This is a genomic window from Halorubrum pallidum, assembly GCF_055380345.1.
Genome location: NZ_AP043945.1, coordinates 669,042 through 684,010, shown reverse-complemented (window position 1 = coordinate 684,010; position 14,969 = coordinate 669,042). Strand labels below are relative to the sequence as shown.

Here is a 14,969-nt window from a genome sequence, read left to right as displayed (position 1 = left end):
GCTGTCGAACGGTCAGTCAGTCCGCTTCGACTCGTCGTCCTCGACGGTGTAGTCCACGTCGACGACATCGTCTGCGTCGTCGCTTCCCCCCCAATCCTCGGCGGAAGTAGCCGAATCGCTACCGGCCGTGTCGCGCTCAGTCGAGTCGTTCGATCGTCCGACGTCGTCGGTGCCGTCGAATCCGCCTCCGAAACTCCCGCCCATCGTGAATCCGCCGCCGTCACCGGGGAACCCACCCACGTAGACGTTCCCGGTAGTGAAGCCCCCGGTCTCGCTGTCGAGGTACGGGACCACGACGTACTTCTTGAGCGCGACCCGGATCGGAACCCGTGAGAGCGGGAACGCGAACAGGAAGCCGACCGCGTCGGTGACGAGCCCCGGCGTGAGCAGGAACGCGCCGGCGGCGATGAGCAGCCCGCCGTCGAGCAGTTCGTCCGTCGGTGGCTCACCGCGGGCGAGCTTCCGTTGGACCCGTGCGAGCGTCGCGCGCCCCTCGGCGCGGAGCAGCAGCATCCCGAGCACCGCCGTCAGCACGACCAGTGCGACGGTGGTCGGCCAGCCTAACCGCTCCGCGACCACGATCAGGAAGAGCGCGTCCACGAGGGGGACGACGAGCAGCAGCGCGAGCAGCGTTCGCGGGCGCATACCACCGAGTTTCCGCCGGGGACTCATAGCCCTTTTCGTCCCGATCCTCCGCGACCGCCACGGCTTTGACTGACGGGTCCGACCCGAGGGTATGGACATCGCCGGCGCGCTCGGGCGTGACCCTCCGGACAGCGAGTCGTTGCCCCGGTGGCTCGCGCCTCTTCCGACGGCGCTCGAAGACATCGCCTTCCGGTTCGTCTGGGTCATCGTCGCGATCAACCTCGCCGGTACCGCGTTCGGCTTCTGGTACTATCGGTCTCAGTTCCGAGCGCTCCCGGCCGAGATGTGGCTGTTCATCCCCGACAGCCCCGGTGCGACGCTGCTCATCGCGCTCGCGCTCGCGGCGTGGGCGGTTGGTCGGTCGAGCGACACCCTCGCCGCGTTCGCCTTCTTCGGGAACGTCAAACTCGGACTATGGACCCCGTACGTGCTCGCGGTATTTTACCCGCAGTTCCTCGCGAACTCGGGGCCCGTCATGTACGCGTTCCTCTTCGTGAGCCACCTCGGAATGGTCGTGCAGGCGTTCGTGCTCCACCGAATCACCGACTTCCCGCTGAAGGCGGTCGGCGTCGCGACACTGTGGTACACGATAGATCTCCTCATGGACTACTTCGTCCCCGTGACCGGCGACGTGACCCATACGTGGCTGCCGTACGCCGATTCTGCCCCGTGGTTCACGACTACCGTCCTGCAGGTCGCGGCCGCCGGCGCGGTCGCGTTGACCGTCGTGCCGCTGTACTGGACGCTGGCGACGCGGGTCGCGACGCTGCGGCAGCGGGCGGCGTCACGGAACGGAGACGAGTCTCTCTGAACTCCGTCCACCGATCCCCGTTTAAGTTCGTCCGGACCGTCGGGGACGACATGAGCGTCTACGAGCGGGTCGCCGATCTGTCGGTCACGATCGAGTCGGTCGGACGACGGCGGTACGTCAGTGAGACGACGAGCGGTTTCGAGCGGACGACCACGGAGTTCCGGCTCTCGGGCGACGGCGTCGTCGGCCGCGGCGAGGACGTGACCTACGAGACCGCGGACCACAACGCGCTCGCGGAGACAGACCCGATCGACCTCGAAGGCGAATGGACGATCGCGGAGCTGTCTACACACCTCGACGGCATCGATCTCTTTTCGGCGCGACCGCCGACTCAGGCGCACTTTCGGCACTACCGACGATGGGCGGTCGAGAGCGCCGCACTCGATCTGGCCCTGCGTCAGCGCGGGGAGTCGCTCGGCGAGTTTCTCGGGATCGAGGCGGATCCCGTCCGGTTCGTCGTGTCGACCCGGCTCGGCGACCCGCCGACGACCGATCGCGTCGAGGAGCTGTTGGCGCTCGACGACGACCTGGAGTTCAAACTCGACCCGACGCCGGACTGGCCCGACGAGGCGTTCGTCACCCTCCGTGAGACGGACGCCGTGCGGATCCTCGACCTGAAGGGCTGGTACGAGGGGACCGACGTCGACGTCGAGGCCGACCCGGAACTGTACCGCGACGTGTTCGCCGCGTTCCCGGCCGCCGTCGTCGAAGACGCCGCCGTGACGCCGGAGACGCGAGCTCTCGTGGAGCCGCAGGCCGAGCGACTCTCCTTCGACTATCCGATCGACGGCGTCGAGAGCCTGCGCGAACTGCCGGTCGAGCCGGGATGGTGTAACATCAAGCCCTCGCGGTTCGGCACGCTCGAATCGCTATTCGAGACGATATCGTACTGCCGAGAGAACGGGATCCGGCTGTACGGCGGCGGCCAGTTCGAGCTGGCGAGCGGGCGGACCGCGATCCAGACGCTGGCCGCACTGTGTTACCCCGACGCGCCGAACGACGTCGCGCCCGGAGCGTTCAACGACCCGACGGCGTCGCCGCCGTACCCGACGAGTCCGCTCACGCCGCGGTCCGACGCCGTCGGATTCGAGTTCTGATGCGAGACGACGGCTGGCGGGAGTCGGTCCGTCAGTGGGGGGTCGTTCCGGTCAGTCGTCGTCCGCGGCTGCGCCGCCCGTCGCCGTGTTGTCCCCGGATCCGTCGCCGTCGGTTCCCGTCGCGGTCGCCGCGTCGTCCTCGATGCTCGGCGGGTACTGTCCCCGATCGAGTGTGAGGTCGGACTGCGGCCGCGCCATGCAGGTGAGCGCGTACTCTTCCGCCTCCTCGTCGGTGAGTCCGCGTGCGGCCGGTTGCGTCACCTCGCCCTCTACTATCTCCGCGGAACAGGCCAGACACATCCCGACGCGACAGGAGTACTCCTGCGCGATCCCCTCCTCGATGCAGGGCTGGAGGATCGTCTCGGTGTCGGCCACCTCGATCGTCTCTCCGGTGCCGACGAACTCGACGGTGTACTCGGTCATAGCGCGGAGTACCCGCCGACCCGTCAAAAATGGATCCCCTCGATCGCGTCGGCGTCGAGGGGACGGAAGCGACAGCCGCCGGCGGATATCGGCCCGGCTTCGTCACTGCAGTACCGAGATCGGTCACCGCGATCCGGACCCGCTCGTCTGACTCACGAGCCGCGTCGCCGTCGCCTTCCATCGGATCAACACCTCGTCGCCGACGGCCAGATCCAACCGCGCAGCGCTGTCGCTCGTGATCAACACGCGGAACGTCACCCCGTCTACCCCGATCTGCACCGTCGACACCGTCTCGCCGGACTCGATCGCGACCACCTCGGCGTGGAGTCGATTCCGCGCGCTCGTCGCGTTCGGGTCCGCGCGCTCGTCGCTCGCGTACACGGTCACCGCGTCCGCGCCGATGCGGACCTGCACCGCGTCGCCGACGCCCACGCCGTCGTGGAGTCCGCGAACGTCGCCGACCGCGGTGTCGACCGTCGCCAGTTCACCGTCGACGCGTCGCACGGTCCCGTCGAGCACCGTCTCCGGAACGGTCGCGGTCGCCGCGAGCACCGCTTGGAGCCGGTCGTAGCGGTTCAAAAGCCGTCTGCCGGCCGGCGACAGTTGACTCCCGCCGCCGCCCGATCCGCCCCGCGTGCGCTCGACGAGGACGCCGAACGCGTCCTCCAACGTCTCGATCCGCGAGAGCGCACGCGCCCGTGAGCGTCCCAGATCCGACGCGGCCGCCGCGACGGAGCCCGTCTCGTGGATCGCGTCGAGCAGCGCGGCGTCACGGCCGTCGAACTCGGTGTCGCCCTCGATGAGTGCCGCCTGCCCCCGGCCGGTCGTCCCGTCCATGAGAGAAGCGTCGCTCCGCGGGGTGTTGGCGTTTTCCCTCCGTCTGCTCAGTCGTCGAGTTCCTCGGTGACCGAATCGGGCGGGGAGTCGAACTCGGCGGCTGCATCGGGATTCGACGCGACTGCGCCGAGACGGTCTGGGAGGGTGTCGAACTCGGGATCGAACAGGCGGAGCGCCGTTCGGATGGTCTCCCAGTCGTCCTCGCCGGCGGCGTCGCGCAGCGACCGAGTTGGGGCCGCGAGCAACTGCCCGACCAGCGCGTCGGCCATGTCCTCGACGGTCTCGCGTTGCGCCTCGGTGAGGTCGCCCTGCGACTCCAGCTTCGAGACGGCGCGATCGACCTCGCGGGCCTTCACCCGGTCCGCACCCGCGTACATGGCCGAAATCGCGTCGTCGGCGCGCTTGCGCTTGTACGCCTGAAGGATCCGGTCGAGCTCCTCGTCGATGATCGACTCGACCGTCCGCGCCTCCTCCTCGCGGCTCTCGCGAGTGCGCCGGGTGACGTCTTCGAGCGCGTCGATGTCGTAGAGCGTCACGCCCGAGCTGTCGGCCGCCGCGGGATCGATATCGCGAGGCTGTGCGATGTCGATACAGACGATCTGGTCCGCGTCCGCGACGTGGTCGGGATCGACGACCGGATCCGTGCTACCCGTCGCCGAGATCACGAGGTCGGCGTCGGGTATCACAGCCGGAAGGTCGCCGAGCGACACCGCCTCCGCGGGCGTATCGACCTCCTCGGCGACGAACTCCGCGTTCGGCACCGTTCGGTTCGCCACCACGATGTCCGAGACCGGCGTGTCGTCGAGCGTCCGGGCCGCGAGCATCCCCATCTCGCCGGCGCCGATCACGACGGCGAACCCGTCCGTCAGGTCGATCTCGGTGGCGGCCAGCCGGACCGCGGCCGAGCCGAGCGAGACGACGCCCTCGTTGATCGACGTCTCGTTGCGGGCGCGTTCGCCGACGTGGAGCGCCTTCGTCACCGCGTCCTTCAGCACGGGGCCGATGCCGCCGGCGGACTTGGACTCCTCGTACGCCTCGCGGAGCTGCCCGATGATCTGGTCTTCCCCCAGCACGAGCGATTCGAGACCCGACGCGACGCGCATCAGGTGTTCCAAGCTCTCCTCGTGGTCGAGGCGACGGACCGCGCCGCCACGAACCTCCGGCGCGAACGACTCCAGCGCGACCGCTCCGTCGATGGTCCGATCGGTGACGACGAACGCCTCCGAGCGGTTGCACGTCTGGAGCGCGAACGCCTCCTCGACGCCGTCGCGGGCGAGCAGGTCCGAGACGGTGGCGCGGACGCCGTCGCCGCCCGCGGCCTCGATCTCGTCGACAGTCGCGCGGGAGTGGGCGACGCTGACACCGGTGATGGCCCCCGTCTCGTTCATCGGGTGAGTACCTCCTCGATCACGGAATCTGCCTCACTTCGGCCGTAGGATCTCCCCTTTTGTAAAGCCTTCCAAACCCCCTCGGATCGCACGACTCGACGGATCGCCTCGCGCCTCGCTTCGGGAGGAACGCCCCGATCTTTCAGCTCCGCGCGCAGATCGCCGGAGAGTGACGCCATTGCCCCCGCCCCCTCGATCTCGTCTGCGATGCGCTCGCGGAGGGCCTTCGCGAGCGCCGGGCTCACACCGCCGGTCGAGAGGGCGACCCGAACCGGGTCGTCGTCGACCGTCGCCGGGACGACCACGCTCTCCGCGGCGCGGCCGTCGGGGCGATCCGCAGTCGAAACGTCCGTGCGGTTGACGAGGATCCCGCGCTCTGTCGCGGCCGCCTCGGCCGCCGCGTTGACGACCGCGTCGTCCGTGGCGGCGACGACGAGCGCCGGTGCGAGCCGGTCGATCCAGTCGCGGACTGCGGCGGCGTCTGGCGCGGCGCGAACGAGCTCGACGCCGGGGCGATCCGCATCGGCGGTACCCGTCGCGAGGTCGGCCAATCGATCGGTGAACGCGGGGCTCACGACGACGACTCGCGCCTCGTCGGCGAACCGCGACGCCTTCCGCGCGCCGACGCCGCCGCCGCCGATCACCAACACCGTCTCGCCGGTGAAGTCGTGATACAGCGGGATCACGGTGCGATCACGCCGTGTTGCTCTCCGCACGGTCGGCGATGCGGATCCCCGTCTTCTTCAGGATTCGAGTGGAGAACAACGTGTCCCAATCGCTCTCGCCCACGTCCCAGTACTCCGCCATCAGGTCTCTGACCTCCGCGATCCGGCGTTCGCTCTCCGCCTCCGTCCGTCCGTGCGTCATCGCGAAGAAGTTGTACTCCCAGACGCCGGCGTGGCGCGGGCGCTCGTAGCAGTGTGTGACGAAGGAGAGATCCGCGACCGCGGGCCCGACCTCGTCGAGCGCGTCCTCGGGCACGTCCCAGACGGTCATCCCGTTTTCCGTGTACCCGAGCGCGTAGTGGTTCGGAATGACGCCGACCCGGCGGACCTTCCCCTCCAGCTCGAACCGTCGTATCGTCTCTATCACCCACGCGACATCGGCGTCGATCGCGGCCGCCACGTCGGCGTACGGCGTCTCTGTGATCGGCAGCCCCCCTTGAATCTCGACGACGAGGTCGCGCTCGGCCGGGGTCAACGTCGACCGATCGGTCGGCGACGCGTCGTGACCGAGGTCCGACAGGTCGACGTCGCCGTCGGGGACCGGCCCGTCGACGAGGAACGTCGCGCCGACGTGGAACTCCCGGAGCTTCGGCAGGTTGTACGTCTCCTGACCCGTCGCCGCCTCGATATCTGCAAGGACTTCCTCGACCCGGTCGCTCCCGTCTTTGTCCGGGTCCGGGTGGTCCGCGACGCTCACCACGAACCAGACGTTGAGGTGCGGGTGCTCCCGCTCGTAGTTGTGCGCGACCTCGGTGAACCCGTTGACCGTCTCCACGACGGCGTCGAAGCGGTCCTCCGGCGCGTGCATCGCGACGAGCGACGCCGCGCCGCCGATCGCCTCGGCGTTGACGAGCGCGCCGAATCGAGACAAGATCCCCTCAGCGTCGAGTTCGCGAACGCGCTCGCACAGCTCCGAGCCGGTGACGTCGACGCCGCGCTCTCGAAGCGCCGCCGCGGCCGGCTCGAACGGCCGTTCAGTCACCGGAAACCCGCCCTGAAAGGCGTTTATGATCCCGCGGTCGAGCGTCGTCAGATCCGCGTCGACCTCTCTCATGTGCTCGGATCGGAGCCGAGCGAGAATAAGCGATCCGACCGGCGGACCCGATTCACCCGTCGAGGTCCCGCGCGATATCCGACAGCGACGATCGGGGGCCGCGGTTCGCGTCGTAGATGGCGCGGTCTCCTGGAATCCGGAGACCGTACAGCTCTCCGGGGACGACAACGTCGAGGACGACGCTCTCGTCCGGGTCTCGGCCGGCGGCATCGAGCCACGCGACAAGCCGGTTGTCGCCCTCGCCGGGCTCGCGCGCGAGCCGCCGGTTGTCGTACGCGCCGCGGATCAGTCGTCCGCGGCCGTCCGCCCGCACGAGCGCGTGGTGCTCCTCGCGGTCGAAGACGAGGCGGACGACGTCGCCCTCGGAGAGCCCGAGCGACTCGCACGTGCCGGACTCGACGCGTCCGGCGAGCGCGTCGTCGTCTGGGAGGCGGACGCAGGGACGGCGAGTGCCGCCGCTGCGCGCGAGAGAGACGCGTATCGAAGCGACGCCCTCGTCGTCGGAGGGAACGCGGGGCATCGAAACGGGGGTTACTCCTCGTCGGACTCGTCGGACTCGTCGGCGTCGTCGCCCTCGCCGAACGCGGCGGCGACGTCGTCGCCCTCGACGACCGAGACGTTGATCTGTGCGACGTCATCGTCGATCTCGCGGCCGCGGACCGTGATACGCTTGCGCTCGCCCTCTCGCGACGGCTTGAAGCCGACGCCGTCCTCCAAGAGCAGTTCCTTCAGGCGGGTCCCGGAGACGTCCTCGCGCATCGGGCGACCGGTCTCGTCGGAGCCGCCGGTGATCTCGACCGTGTGGTCCGAGAGTCCGAGGGCGTCGCCGCCGATCTCGTCGCCGATCTCGCGCCCGAGGAATCGGTTCGCGTCCTGTCCGTCGATCTCGCGCTGAAACGTCTCGCCGGTCTCGGGGTCGGCGACGACGACTTTGAATTCGGCCATGCGCGATCGGAGACTCCCGCGAATAAAAAGCACGTCGAAACCGTAATCGGCGGCCGAACGCCCCGATAGCGGAGCGATCGCCCCGCCAACGGACGATCACGCTCGCGGGAGGACGTCACGCGTCGTCCCCGACTCGGTCGATTCGACGCCGACCGTTACCCCACGGACCGTCGACGAACGCGTCCTCGACGGCCCGCGCAACGCGTTCGGGATCGGACGGACCGCCGGCGGCCGCGACGCTGCCGACGGTCGTCGGATCGAAGGGAACCGCGAGCGCCTCGTAAACCGGATCCGTGATGGTCGCGATCGCTCGCGCGTCGGCTCGAGTGACGACGAGACACCCTGCGACGAGCGCGGCGTCCGCGCGGACTCGCTGAGCGAGTCCAGCGACTTTCCCGCCGGCGGCGACGCGGAGCGAGTGATCGCCCGGACAGAACGACGCGGGCGGTTCGCCGGCGACGACGTCCGCACCGAGCCCTCGAAGCGCGTCGGCGACCGTCGCCGTTGCTCGGTCGTACCGATCGGCGATCGACGCCGAGGCGTCGGTCAGCGGAACCGCGTGTTCGAACGCCAGCGCGTCGCCCGGATACGCGACGGCTCGCCCGCCGACATCGCGTTCGAGCGGCTCGAACCCCCGGTCTTCGGCGATCCGCACTGCGCGATCGAACCCGGGATCGCGGGCGTCGCGACGGCCGAACGCCATCACGCCCGGCGGACGCCACACGCGGATCGCCGGCGTTCCGTCGGCCGCGCTCGCGAGCAGGCATTCTGTCCGCGAGCGCGTCAGCGGCGACTCGTCGGCACGGTCTCGAAACACGCGCATACCGGCCGGACGCCCCGATACGTGAAACCCGTTGCGGGGGAGACACGGTATACGCAAGGGTTTTGCGGGGTCGGACGAGTCACGAACTGATGAGTGACCTCGGCGCGCTACCGGTGCAGGCGTACCTCGTCGCCTGCCTGCTCGCCGGGGTCATCGGTCTGTGGCTCGGGCGCGTCGCGTGGCGCGATCGCACCGTGCCGGGCGGGACCGAAGTCGCGCTCTACCTGTTCTGTGGCGGCGGGATATCCCTCCTGTACGCCGTGCGCGTCGCGAGCGGAAGCGAACTGGCGATGGCGGTCGCGCTCAACCTCGCGACCCCGTTCGTCGCCGCGGTTCCCGGGATATGGATGGCGTTCGTCCTCGCATTTTCGGGACGCGACCGCTGGCGAACCGAAGAGCGGGTCGTCGCGCTCGCGGCACCGGCGTTCATCTGGGTGTTGACCGCGTGGTCGAGTGCGACACACGGGCTCTCTCGGCAGTCCCTACGCCCCGTCGTCGAGGGGCCGTTCACCCTCCTGTCCTTCGGACTCGGTCCCGCGGACTGGGCGTTCGTGGTGTACGCTTACGGGTTGTGTCTCGCCGGCGCGCTCGTCGTGATCGACCTGTACCACCGGACGGGCAACCGCTACCGGCTCCAGACGTTCGTCATCCTGCTCGGCACCCTGTTCCCGTTTCTCGCGGGTATCATCACGATCGTCGACTTCGGGAGCTACGCGGCCCTCGCGTGGTATCCGGCGGCGCTCGTGGTTCACGGCGTCTTCCTGTACGGCACCGTCTTCTGGCTCGGCACCCTCGACGCCGCCGTCGTCGCCCGCGACACGGCCGTGGAAGTCATGCAAGACCCCGTGATCGTCGCCGGTTCTGACGGTCGGATCCGCGATCTCAACCCGGCTGCAGAGAGCCTCCTCTCAGACGACGCGGTCGGCGCGTCGCTGTCGGCGGTGTTCCCGCGGCTGGAGGTCGGCGTCGAACACCCGATCGCGATCGACGGGCGACAGTTCGACATCCAGGAGGATCCGATCACGGACCCCCGTGGAACCGACCGAGGACACGTCTTCTTGTTGCGGGACGTGACCGAGCGCGAGCGGCGACAGGCGGAGTTGGAGCAGCGCGAGACGGAGCTGGAGCGACAGAACGAGCGGCTAGAGGATTTCGCGGGAGTAGTCTCACACGACCTCCGGAATCCGCTCGCGGCGGCGACAGCGGCCGTGGAACTCGCCAGACACGGCGACGACGGCGAGGAGGCGCTCGACCGCGCGGCGGACGCGCACGAACGAATGGACGACCTGATCGAGGGACTGCTGTCGCTCGCGACCGCTGGGAAGGCCGTCGACTCCTTCGATCGCGTGTCGCTCGACGCCGCGGTCCGACGGGTCTGGTCCCGGCTCGAAACCGCGGCGGCGACGCTGACGGTCGAGGGACCGGACCCGACGGTGCTTGCCGACCGCGACCGGCTCGAACAGCTCCTCGCCAACCTGTTCCGAAACGCGATCGAACACGGCGGCGACGACGTCGCCGTGCACGTCGCGATCGAATCCCGAGACGACGGCGTGGCGCTGGCCGTCGGCGACGACGGGCCCGGAGTGCCGCCCGATCGGCGCGATCAGGTGACTGAACGCGGCGTCTCGCTCGGTGGCGGCACGGGTCTCGGGCTCGCCATCGTCGGCGACATCGCCGACGCGCACGGCTGGGACCTCTCAGTCGAGGCGTCGGCGGCGGGCGGAGCCCGCTTCGTGATCACGGGGATGGAGCCGGCGGACGACGACTGATCCGGCCTAGAGCGAGGCCGGACGGCGGCCGAACCGGTGCCGCGATCGAAGTTCCGACGCGTACTTGCCCCCGGAGCCCCACGTCGAAACGACGATGCCAGTCGCGATCCCGTCGGCTGTGCTCGGCCGATATCGGCGGTTCTCTCGGTTCAACTCCCCGTACCGCGCACACGACGACGGCAGCGCGATCGACCTCTATCCCTCCGGATCGACCGGGCCGTCTCCCGTCTCCGGCGTCGTGCGCGAGACGCGGACCGTCGGCTGTCCGGACCGTCCGTACGCGGCCGACGAGGATCACCTGATCGTCGTCGACCTCGACGAGGCGTGGTGCCGACGAACGGGCGCACCGCCCGGAACCGTCGCGCGGCTTCTCCATGTGGTCCCCGCGGTCGAGGCGGGCGACCGCGTCGCCGTCGGCGACACGCTCGGGGAGCTGACGCGGTCGGGCTTCTTCGGACGGTGGGTAGACGACCACGTCCACCTCGGCTTCCGGCCGCCGGAGACGGACCCGATCAGGGCGAGCGGGTCGCTCCCGGTGACGGCCGCAGTCGACGTGGAGGCGGTGGAGTGGGACGGGACCGGCACGGTCGTGGAACGCGGACCAACACACGTGGTCCTCGACGCACCGTCACATCCCGCACCCGGCGAGCGGTTCGCGGCGCTCGCGAGCGACGAGGGAGTCCCGCTCGACGGCGGACTGACGCACTACGCGGGCGGCGGGACGTTCCGGGAGCGGCCGCTCGACGACGGGACGGCGTTGTCTCTCTGGGGCAGTCGCGTCGGCGTCGCTCGCGGGAGGAGTATCCGGTGGGACGACGCGGCGGTGGTCGCGAACGGCGAGCGCGTGACGGGGCTGTCGCTGTTCGGCGCGCGCGACGGCGTGGGAGCGAAGGTCGTCTGGCGGGAACCGGCCGTCGACGTGGGCGACGAGGTGCGCATCGGCGTCACACCGGACGACGATCCGATCCAACTCGGCAACCGATGATGGCGAACAGCCGGCGCGGCCGCTGTCTCGCGGCGGTGCGCCGGGCGACGGCCTCGGTCGCCGCGAGCGGGGCGTCAGGTCACGGCGGGCGTGGGCGCGGTATCGAATATAACTCGCCGGATCGCCGGCCATCGAGCGCTTCGGTGTCGTCGCCGATCAGAGATCGGGCGAGCGGTCCCACGAGTAGCCGACCAGCGATCCGACCGGGTCATCCGCGCCGGGATCGTCCAGAAGTGCCGCGAGCTCCCGCACCGCGTCGCGGTCGACGCGGTCGGGCGCGGCGCGGACCGTCACGGACTGCTCGCCGAGAGAAACGAACCCGCAGCCCAGCCGCTCCGCGGTTTCCCGGAGTCCGAGTCCCGCGTCGGCGTCGCCCGCGGTCACCCGCCTGACGGGGCTCTCGAAGGCGCGGACCGTGCGTTCATACCCGTCGATCCGCGCCGTGAGATCCGACTTCGAGACCGACCGACGCTCCGCGAGTCGGTCGAGCGCGTCGTCGAGGCTCCGTCGGAGTCCGGAGTCGGGCGGACGGTTCACGAACCGGAGGTCGCTCTCGACGAGCGAGGAGAGGCCGTCGACGGACGCGGGGTTTCCCTCGGGGACGACGAGTCCCCACTCGCGGGACCAGCCGCCGAGGACAACGGAGTCCACGTCGCGGCTCGTCGGCCCGGCGACCACGGCCACGTCGGGGACGCCGTCTCGGAGCCGGCGCAATCCCTCTCTGGACCCGACCGGGAGGTACCGCGGCGCGGCGAGGCGGTCGAGCAGTCGGTTGAACGCCGGGTCGTCCTCGCCCGCGCCGAGCAGCGACGGCGGGCGGACGTCGGGCGAGAACAGTTGGACCTCGACGGTCTCGCCCGCGTCGAGAACCTCGGTGTCGGGATCGACTGCGACGACGCCGTCGGCCTCGACGAGGCTCGTCGTCGCGCCCGATCCCTTGTCCACCGGATACACGAGCGGCGGCCGCTCCGTACCCGAGTCGAGGTCGAGCAGCCCGACCGGCATCAGCCGGAGGCGGCCCTCGCCGTAGCGCTCCGTGACGGCCATCCGCCCCTCGACCGTCGACGTGGCGGGTTCGGGCTGGCCGGCTGCCTCGCGGACCGCGGGCGCGACGAACGTCCGGAATATCGTGAGCGCCGAGACTGGGTATCCGGGAAGCCCGATGTACGCGGATTCGCCGGCGTCTGATCCGGATTCGCCGGCGTCTGATCCGGACTCGTCGGGGTCCGAACCCCGCCGGTCGAGCCGACCGATCAGCATCGGCTTGCCGGGTTTAACCGCGACGCCGTGAAGGAGCAGGTCGCCGCGCTCCTCGATCACGCGGTAGATCACGTCGACCGCGCTGGCCGAGGTCGACCCCGAGGAGAGGACGAGGTCGCACTCGTCGGCCGCCCGTCGGAGGAGCCGCTCCATCTCGTCGTAGTCGTCGCCGGCGTGGGGGTAGAAGACGGGCTCGCCGCCGGCCTCTTCGACGCCCGCGGCGATCGTCGTCGAGTTCACGTCGTAGATCTCGCCGCGCGCGGGGTCGAGGTCGTCGCCGGGGCGGACGAGCTCGTCGCCCGTCGAGACGATCCCGACCCGCGGCGTCCCCTCGACCGGAACCTCGTCGATCCCGAGCGCCGACAACAGGCCGATCTCACGGGGTGTCAGCCGCGTTCCCGGGCCGAGCGCGCGCCCGCCGGCCGCGATGTCCGCGCCGGCGCTCATCACGTGGTCGCCCGGGGCGACCGCGGTTCGGATCGCGATCCGGTCCGGGCGGTCGCCGTCACCCACCTCGTCGGTCCGCTCGACCATCACCACGGCGTCGGTCCCGTCGGGCATCACCGCTCCCGTGGATATCTCCGCGCACGTTCCGGGTTCGACGGTCACGTCGGGGGCGGCCCCTGCGTGGACCGCACCGACGAGGTCCAGCTCGACGGGGTCGGCCTCGTCCGCGCCGAAGGTGTCGCGGCCGCGGACCGCGTACCCGTCCATCGACGCCCGGTCGAACCCCGGCACGTCGATCGCGGCGTCGATCCGCTCGGCGAGGACCCGGCCGCGAGCGTCCGCCAGCGGGACCGTCTCCGGGTCGGGCGCGAGATCGAGCGATGCGATCGCCTCGCGGGCGGCGTCGGGGGTCGCGAGGTCGCGGAACTCCCGGCGGTCGGTCACGGCGTCACCTCCCACAGTTCCACGTCGACGACCGCCCCCGCCTCGATCCCCTCTCGGGGTTCGGGGACGACGACCCAGCCGTCAGCGAGCGCGACGCTCGAGAGGATCCCCGACCCGCTCGCGCGAGTCGGCGTCGCGGCGGGAAGGTCGGCGTCGCCCTCGCCGCCGTCCGGACCGTCGTCGCTGTCCTCGATCGACACCCGCGCGAACGTCCGCGTTCCGGGCTCGCTCGGTACCTTCCGTGCGAGGCGCGCGCGCCGCGTCGGAAACGGGTCCGCCGTCGTCCCGCCGCTCCGCTTTTGCGCCGGCCGGAGGAACTGCGCGGCGTTGACGATGCAGGCGACCGGGTACCCCGGCAGCGACACGATCGGCGTGTCGTCCGCCCGCCCGAGACAGACGGGGTGACCGGGTTTGAGCGCGACGCCGTGAACGAGCACCTCGCCGATGTCGGCGACGACCTCCGGCAGCAGGTCGCGCTCGCCGACCGACGACCCACCCGTCGTGACGACGACGTCGGCGTCGAGGTCGCGTTCGATGGCGGCCGCGAGTGCCGCCGCGTCGTCGGTGACGACGTCGCGGTACCGCGCCTCGCCGCCCCAGCGTTCGACGAGTCGCGAGACGGTGAGCCCGTTCGTCTCGATCACCTCGCCGGGCACCGGGTCCGACTGGACCAGCTCCTCGCCCGTCGGGATCACGGCGACGGTCGGCCGCTCGTACACGGGGACCGAATCGAGCCCTACCGACTTCAGCAGCCCCAGATCGGAGGGTCGGAGGACGTGACCGGGATCGAAGAGCCGCTGGCCGGCGGCGACGTCCTCGCCGGTCGCACCGACGTTCTCGCCGGCGGCGACCGCGTCGAACGCCTCGAGTTCGTCGCCGACCGCCTCGACGTGTTCGATCATGACGACCGCGTCCGCGCCGTCGGGCACCGCGCTGCCGGTGTGGACGCGTGCGGCCTCGCCGGGGGCGAGCGACTCGACCTCCGTGCCCGCGGCCCGGAGCACGGCCGGCGACCGATCCGACGCGCCGAAGGTGTCCTCGGCGCGGACCGCGTACCCGTCCATCGCCGCGCGGTCGTAGCTCGGGACCGGATCCGAAGCGTCCATCGGCTCGGCGACGATCCGCTGGTCGGCGTCGGCGATGGGGACCGACTCGGTCCGACCGTGCGGCGAGACGGCGTCGAGCAGCGTCGACCGCGCGTCCGCGACCCGGGTCCGTCGCTTGAACCCGGTCTCGCGTCTGTCGTGACTCATGTCACGTCGTTTCTGGGCCGCGTGCAAAAACCCCGCTCTCCGGGTGAGTCCGTTTCGCTCTGG

Annotated in this window: 15 protein-coding genes; 4 read left to right on the top strand and 11 right to left on the bottom strand. The window is 70.5% G+C overall.

Features of this window, described 5'->3' with window-relative positions:
* Positions 1–12 precede the first annotated feature (12 nt).
* Positions 13–645 (bottom strand): FxsA family protein, encoded by a 633-nt coding sequence (locus ACZ45C_RS05125; protein ID WP_460559599.1) that lies wholly within the window; start codon positions 643–645, stop codon positions 13–15.
* A 91-nt stretch (positions 646–736) separates the two neighbouring features.
* On the opposite strand from ACZ45C_RS05125, the gene ACZ45C_RS05120 reads away from it, so the two are divergent.
* The gene (locus ACZ45C_RS05120; protein WP_460559597.1) at positions 737–1,456 is read left to right on the top strand and encodes a DUF1405 domain-containing protein; all 720 of its coding nucleotides are present in this window, start codon (positions 737–739) and stop codon (positions 1,454–1,456) included.
* A gap of 50 nt (positions 1,457–1,506) precedes the next feature.
* The gene (locus ACZ45C_RS05115; RefSeq protein WP_460559595.1) at positions 1,507–2,553 is read left to right on the top strand and encodes a hypothetical protein; all 1,047 of its coding nucleotides are present in this window, start codon (positions 1,507–1,509) and stop codon (positions 2,551–2,553) included.
* A gap of 51 nt (positions 2,554–2,604) precedes the next feature.
* On the opposite strand, the gene ACZ45C_RS05110 is transcribed toward ACZ45C_RS05115, so the two are convergent.
* From ACZ45C_RS05110 to ACZ45C_RS05075, 8 genes are all read right to left on the bottom strand, one after another.
* Positions 2,605–2,976, bottom strand: coding sequence for a 2Fe-2S iron-sulfur cluster-binding protein (locus ACZ45C_RS05110; RefSeq protein ID WP_460559593.1), 372 nt, complete (start codon positions 2,974–2,976; stop codon positions 2,605–2,607).
* A 123-nt stretch (positions 2,977–3,099) separates the two neighbouring features.
* Positions 3,100–3,813 carry a TOBE domain-containing protein gene (locus ACZ45C_RS05105; RefSeq protein WP_460559591.1) on the bottom strand — a complete coding sequence of 238 codons (714 nt, stop codon included), beginning with the start codon at positions 3,811–3,813 and terminating at the stop codon, positions 3,100–3,102.
* Positions 3,814–3,860: 47 nt separating this feature from the next.
* A complete protein-coding gene (gene hemA / locus ACZ45C_RS05100; protein WP_460559589.1) occupies positions 3,861–5,201 on the bottom strand; it encodes a glutamyl-tRNA reductase in 1,341 nt (446 codons plus the stop codon).
* Complete coding sequence (locus ACZ45C_RS05095) at positions 5,198–5,887, bottom strand: precorrin-2 dehydrogenase/sirohydrochlorin ferrochelatase family protein (RefSeq protein ID WP_460559587.1); 690 nt, start codon at positions 5,885–5,887, stop codon at positions 5,198–5,200. The genes hemA and ACZ45C_RS05095 overlap by 4 nt, the downstream gene beginning before the upstream one ends.
* Before the next feature lie 7 nt (positions 5,888–5,894).
* Complete coding sequence (gene ahbB / locus ACZ45C_RS05090; protein WP_460559585.1) at positions 5,895–6,980, bottom strand: siroheme decarboxylase subunit beta; 1,086 nt, start codon at positions 6,978–6,980, stop codon at positions 5,895–5,897.
* 52 nt (positions 6,981–7,032) lie between these two features.
* Complete coding sequence (locus ACZ45C_RS05085; RefSeq protein ID WP_460559583.1) at positions 7,033–7,500, bottom strand: DUF7112 family protein; 468 nt, start codon at positions 7,498–7,500, stop codon at positions 7,033–7,035.
* Positions 7,501–7,511: 11 nt separating this feature from the next.
* Positions 7,512–7,925, bottom strand: a complete 414-nt coding sequence (locus ACZ45C_RS05080; RefSeq protein WP_460559581.1) for a 30S ribosomal protein S6e — start codon at positions 7,923–7,925, stop codon at positions 7,512–7,514.
* 115 nt (positions 7,926–8,040) lie between these two features.
* Entirely contained in the window at positions 8,041–8,748 is a 708-nt protein-coding gene (locus ACZ45C_RS05075) for a lipoate--protein ligase family protein (protein ID WP_460559579.1), read from the bottom strand.
* A gap of 89 nt (positions 8,749–8,837) precedes the next feature.
* Between ACZ45C_RS05075 and ACZ45C_RS05070 the strand changes: the two genes are divergently transcribed.
* Together ACZ45C_RS05070 and ACZ45C_RS05065 are read left to right on the top strand one after the other, a co-directional pair.
* Positions 8,838–10,517: a sensor histidine kinase gene (locus tag ACZ45C_RS05070; RefSeq protein ID WP_460559576.1), complete on the top strand. Its 1,680-nt coding sequence runs from the start codon at positions 8,838–8,840 to the stop codon at positions 10,515–10,517.
* Between the two features lie 94 nt (positions 10,518–10,611).
* Positions 10,612–11,502: a DUF8155 domain-containing protein gene (locus tag ACZ45C_RS05065; RefSeq protein ID WP_460559574.1), complete on the top strand. Its 891-nt coding sequence runs from the start codon at positions 10,612–10,614 to the stop codon at positions 11,500–11,502.
* A 156-nt stretch (positions 11,503–11,658) separates the two neighbouring features.
* Here the strand turns inward: ACZ45C_RS05065 and ACZ45C_RS05060 are convergent, their stop codons facing one another.
* Both ACZ45C_RS05060 and ACZ45C_RS05055 read right to left on the bottom strand, forming a co-directional pair.
* A complete protein-coding gene (locus tag ACZ45C_RS05060; RefSeq protein WP_460559572.1) occupies positions 11,659–13,653 on the bottom strand; it encodes a molybdopterin biosynthesis protein in 1,995 nt (664 codons plus the stop codon).
* Positions 13,650–14,906 (bottom strand): molybdopterin molybdotransferase MoeA, encoded by a 1,257-nt coding sequence (locus tag ACZ45C_RS05055; protein WP_460559570.1) that lies wholly within the window; start codon positions 14,904–14,906, stop codon positions 13,650–13,652. Before ACZ45C_RS05055 ends, ACZ45C_RS05060 begins: the two co-directional genes overlap by 4 nt.
* Between the last annotated feature and the right edge of the window lie 63 nt (positions 14,907–14,969).

Bases quoted from the DNA above. Each gene is read 5' to 3' on its own strand.
- ACZ45C_RS05070 (WP_460559576.1), top strand. From the start codon at position 8,838: ATGAGTGACCTCGGCGCGCTACCGGTGCAGGCGTACCTCGTCGCCTGC.
- ACZ45C_RS05075 (WP_460559579.1), bottom strand. From the start codon at position 8,748: ATGCGCGTGTTTCGAGACCGTGCCGACGAGTCGCCGCTGACGCGCTCG.
- ACZ45C_RS05110 (WP_460559593.1), bottom strand. From the start codon at position 2,976: ATGACCGAGTACACCGTCGAGTTCGTCGGCACCGGAGAGACGATCGAG.
- ahbB (WP_460559585.1), bottom strand. From the start codon at position 6,980: ATGAGAGAGGTCGACGCGGATCTGACGACGCTCGACCGCGGGATCATA.
- ACZ45C_RS05065 (WP_460559574.1), top strand. From the start codon at position 10,612: ATGCCAGTCGCGATCCCGTCGGCTGTGCTCGGCCGATATCGGCGGTTC.
- ACZ45C_RS05055 (WP_460559570.1), bottom strand. From the start codon at position 14,906: ATGAGTCACGACAGACGCGAGACCGGGTTCAAGCGACGGACCCGGGTC.
- ACZ45C_RS05080 (WP_460559581.1), bottom strand. From the start codon at position 7,925: ATGGCCGAATTCAAAGTCGTCGTCGCCGACCCCGAGACCGGCGAGACG.
- hemA (WP_460559589.1), bottom strand. From the start codon at position 5,201: ATGAACGAGACGGGGGCCATCACCGGTGTCAGCGTCGCCCACTCCCGC.
- ACZ45C_RS05105 (WP_460559591.1), bottom strand. From the start codon at position 3,813: ATGGACGGGACGACCGGCCGGGGGCAGGCGGCACTCATCGAGGGCGAC.
- ACZ45C_RS05125 (WP_460559599.1), bottom strand. From the start codon at position 645: ATGCGCCCGCGAACGCTGCTCGCGCTGCTGCTCGTCGTCCCCCTCGTG.
- ACZ45C_RS05085 (WP_460559583.1), bottom strand. From the start codon at position 7,500: ATGCCCCGCGTTCCCTCCGACGACGAGGGCGTCGCTTCGATACGCGTC.
- ACZ45C_RS05120 (WP_460559597.1), top strand. From the start codon at position 737: ATGGACATCGCCGGCGCGCTCGGGCGTGACCCTCCGGACAGCGAGTCG.
- ACZ45C_RS05115 (WP_460559595.1), top strand. From the start codon at position 1,507: ATGAGCGTCTACGAGCGGGTCGCCGATCTGTCGGTCACGATCGAGTCG.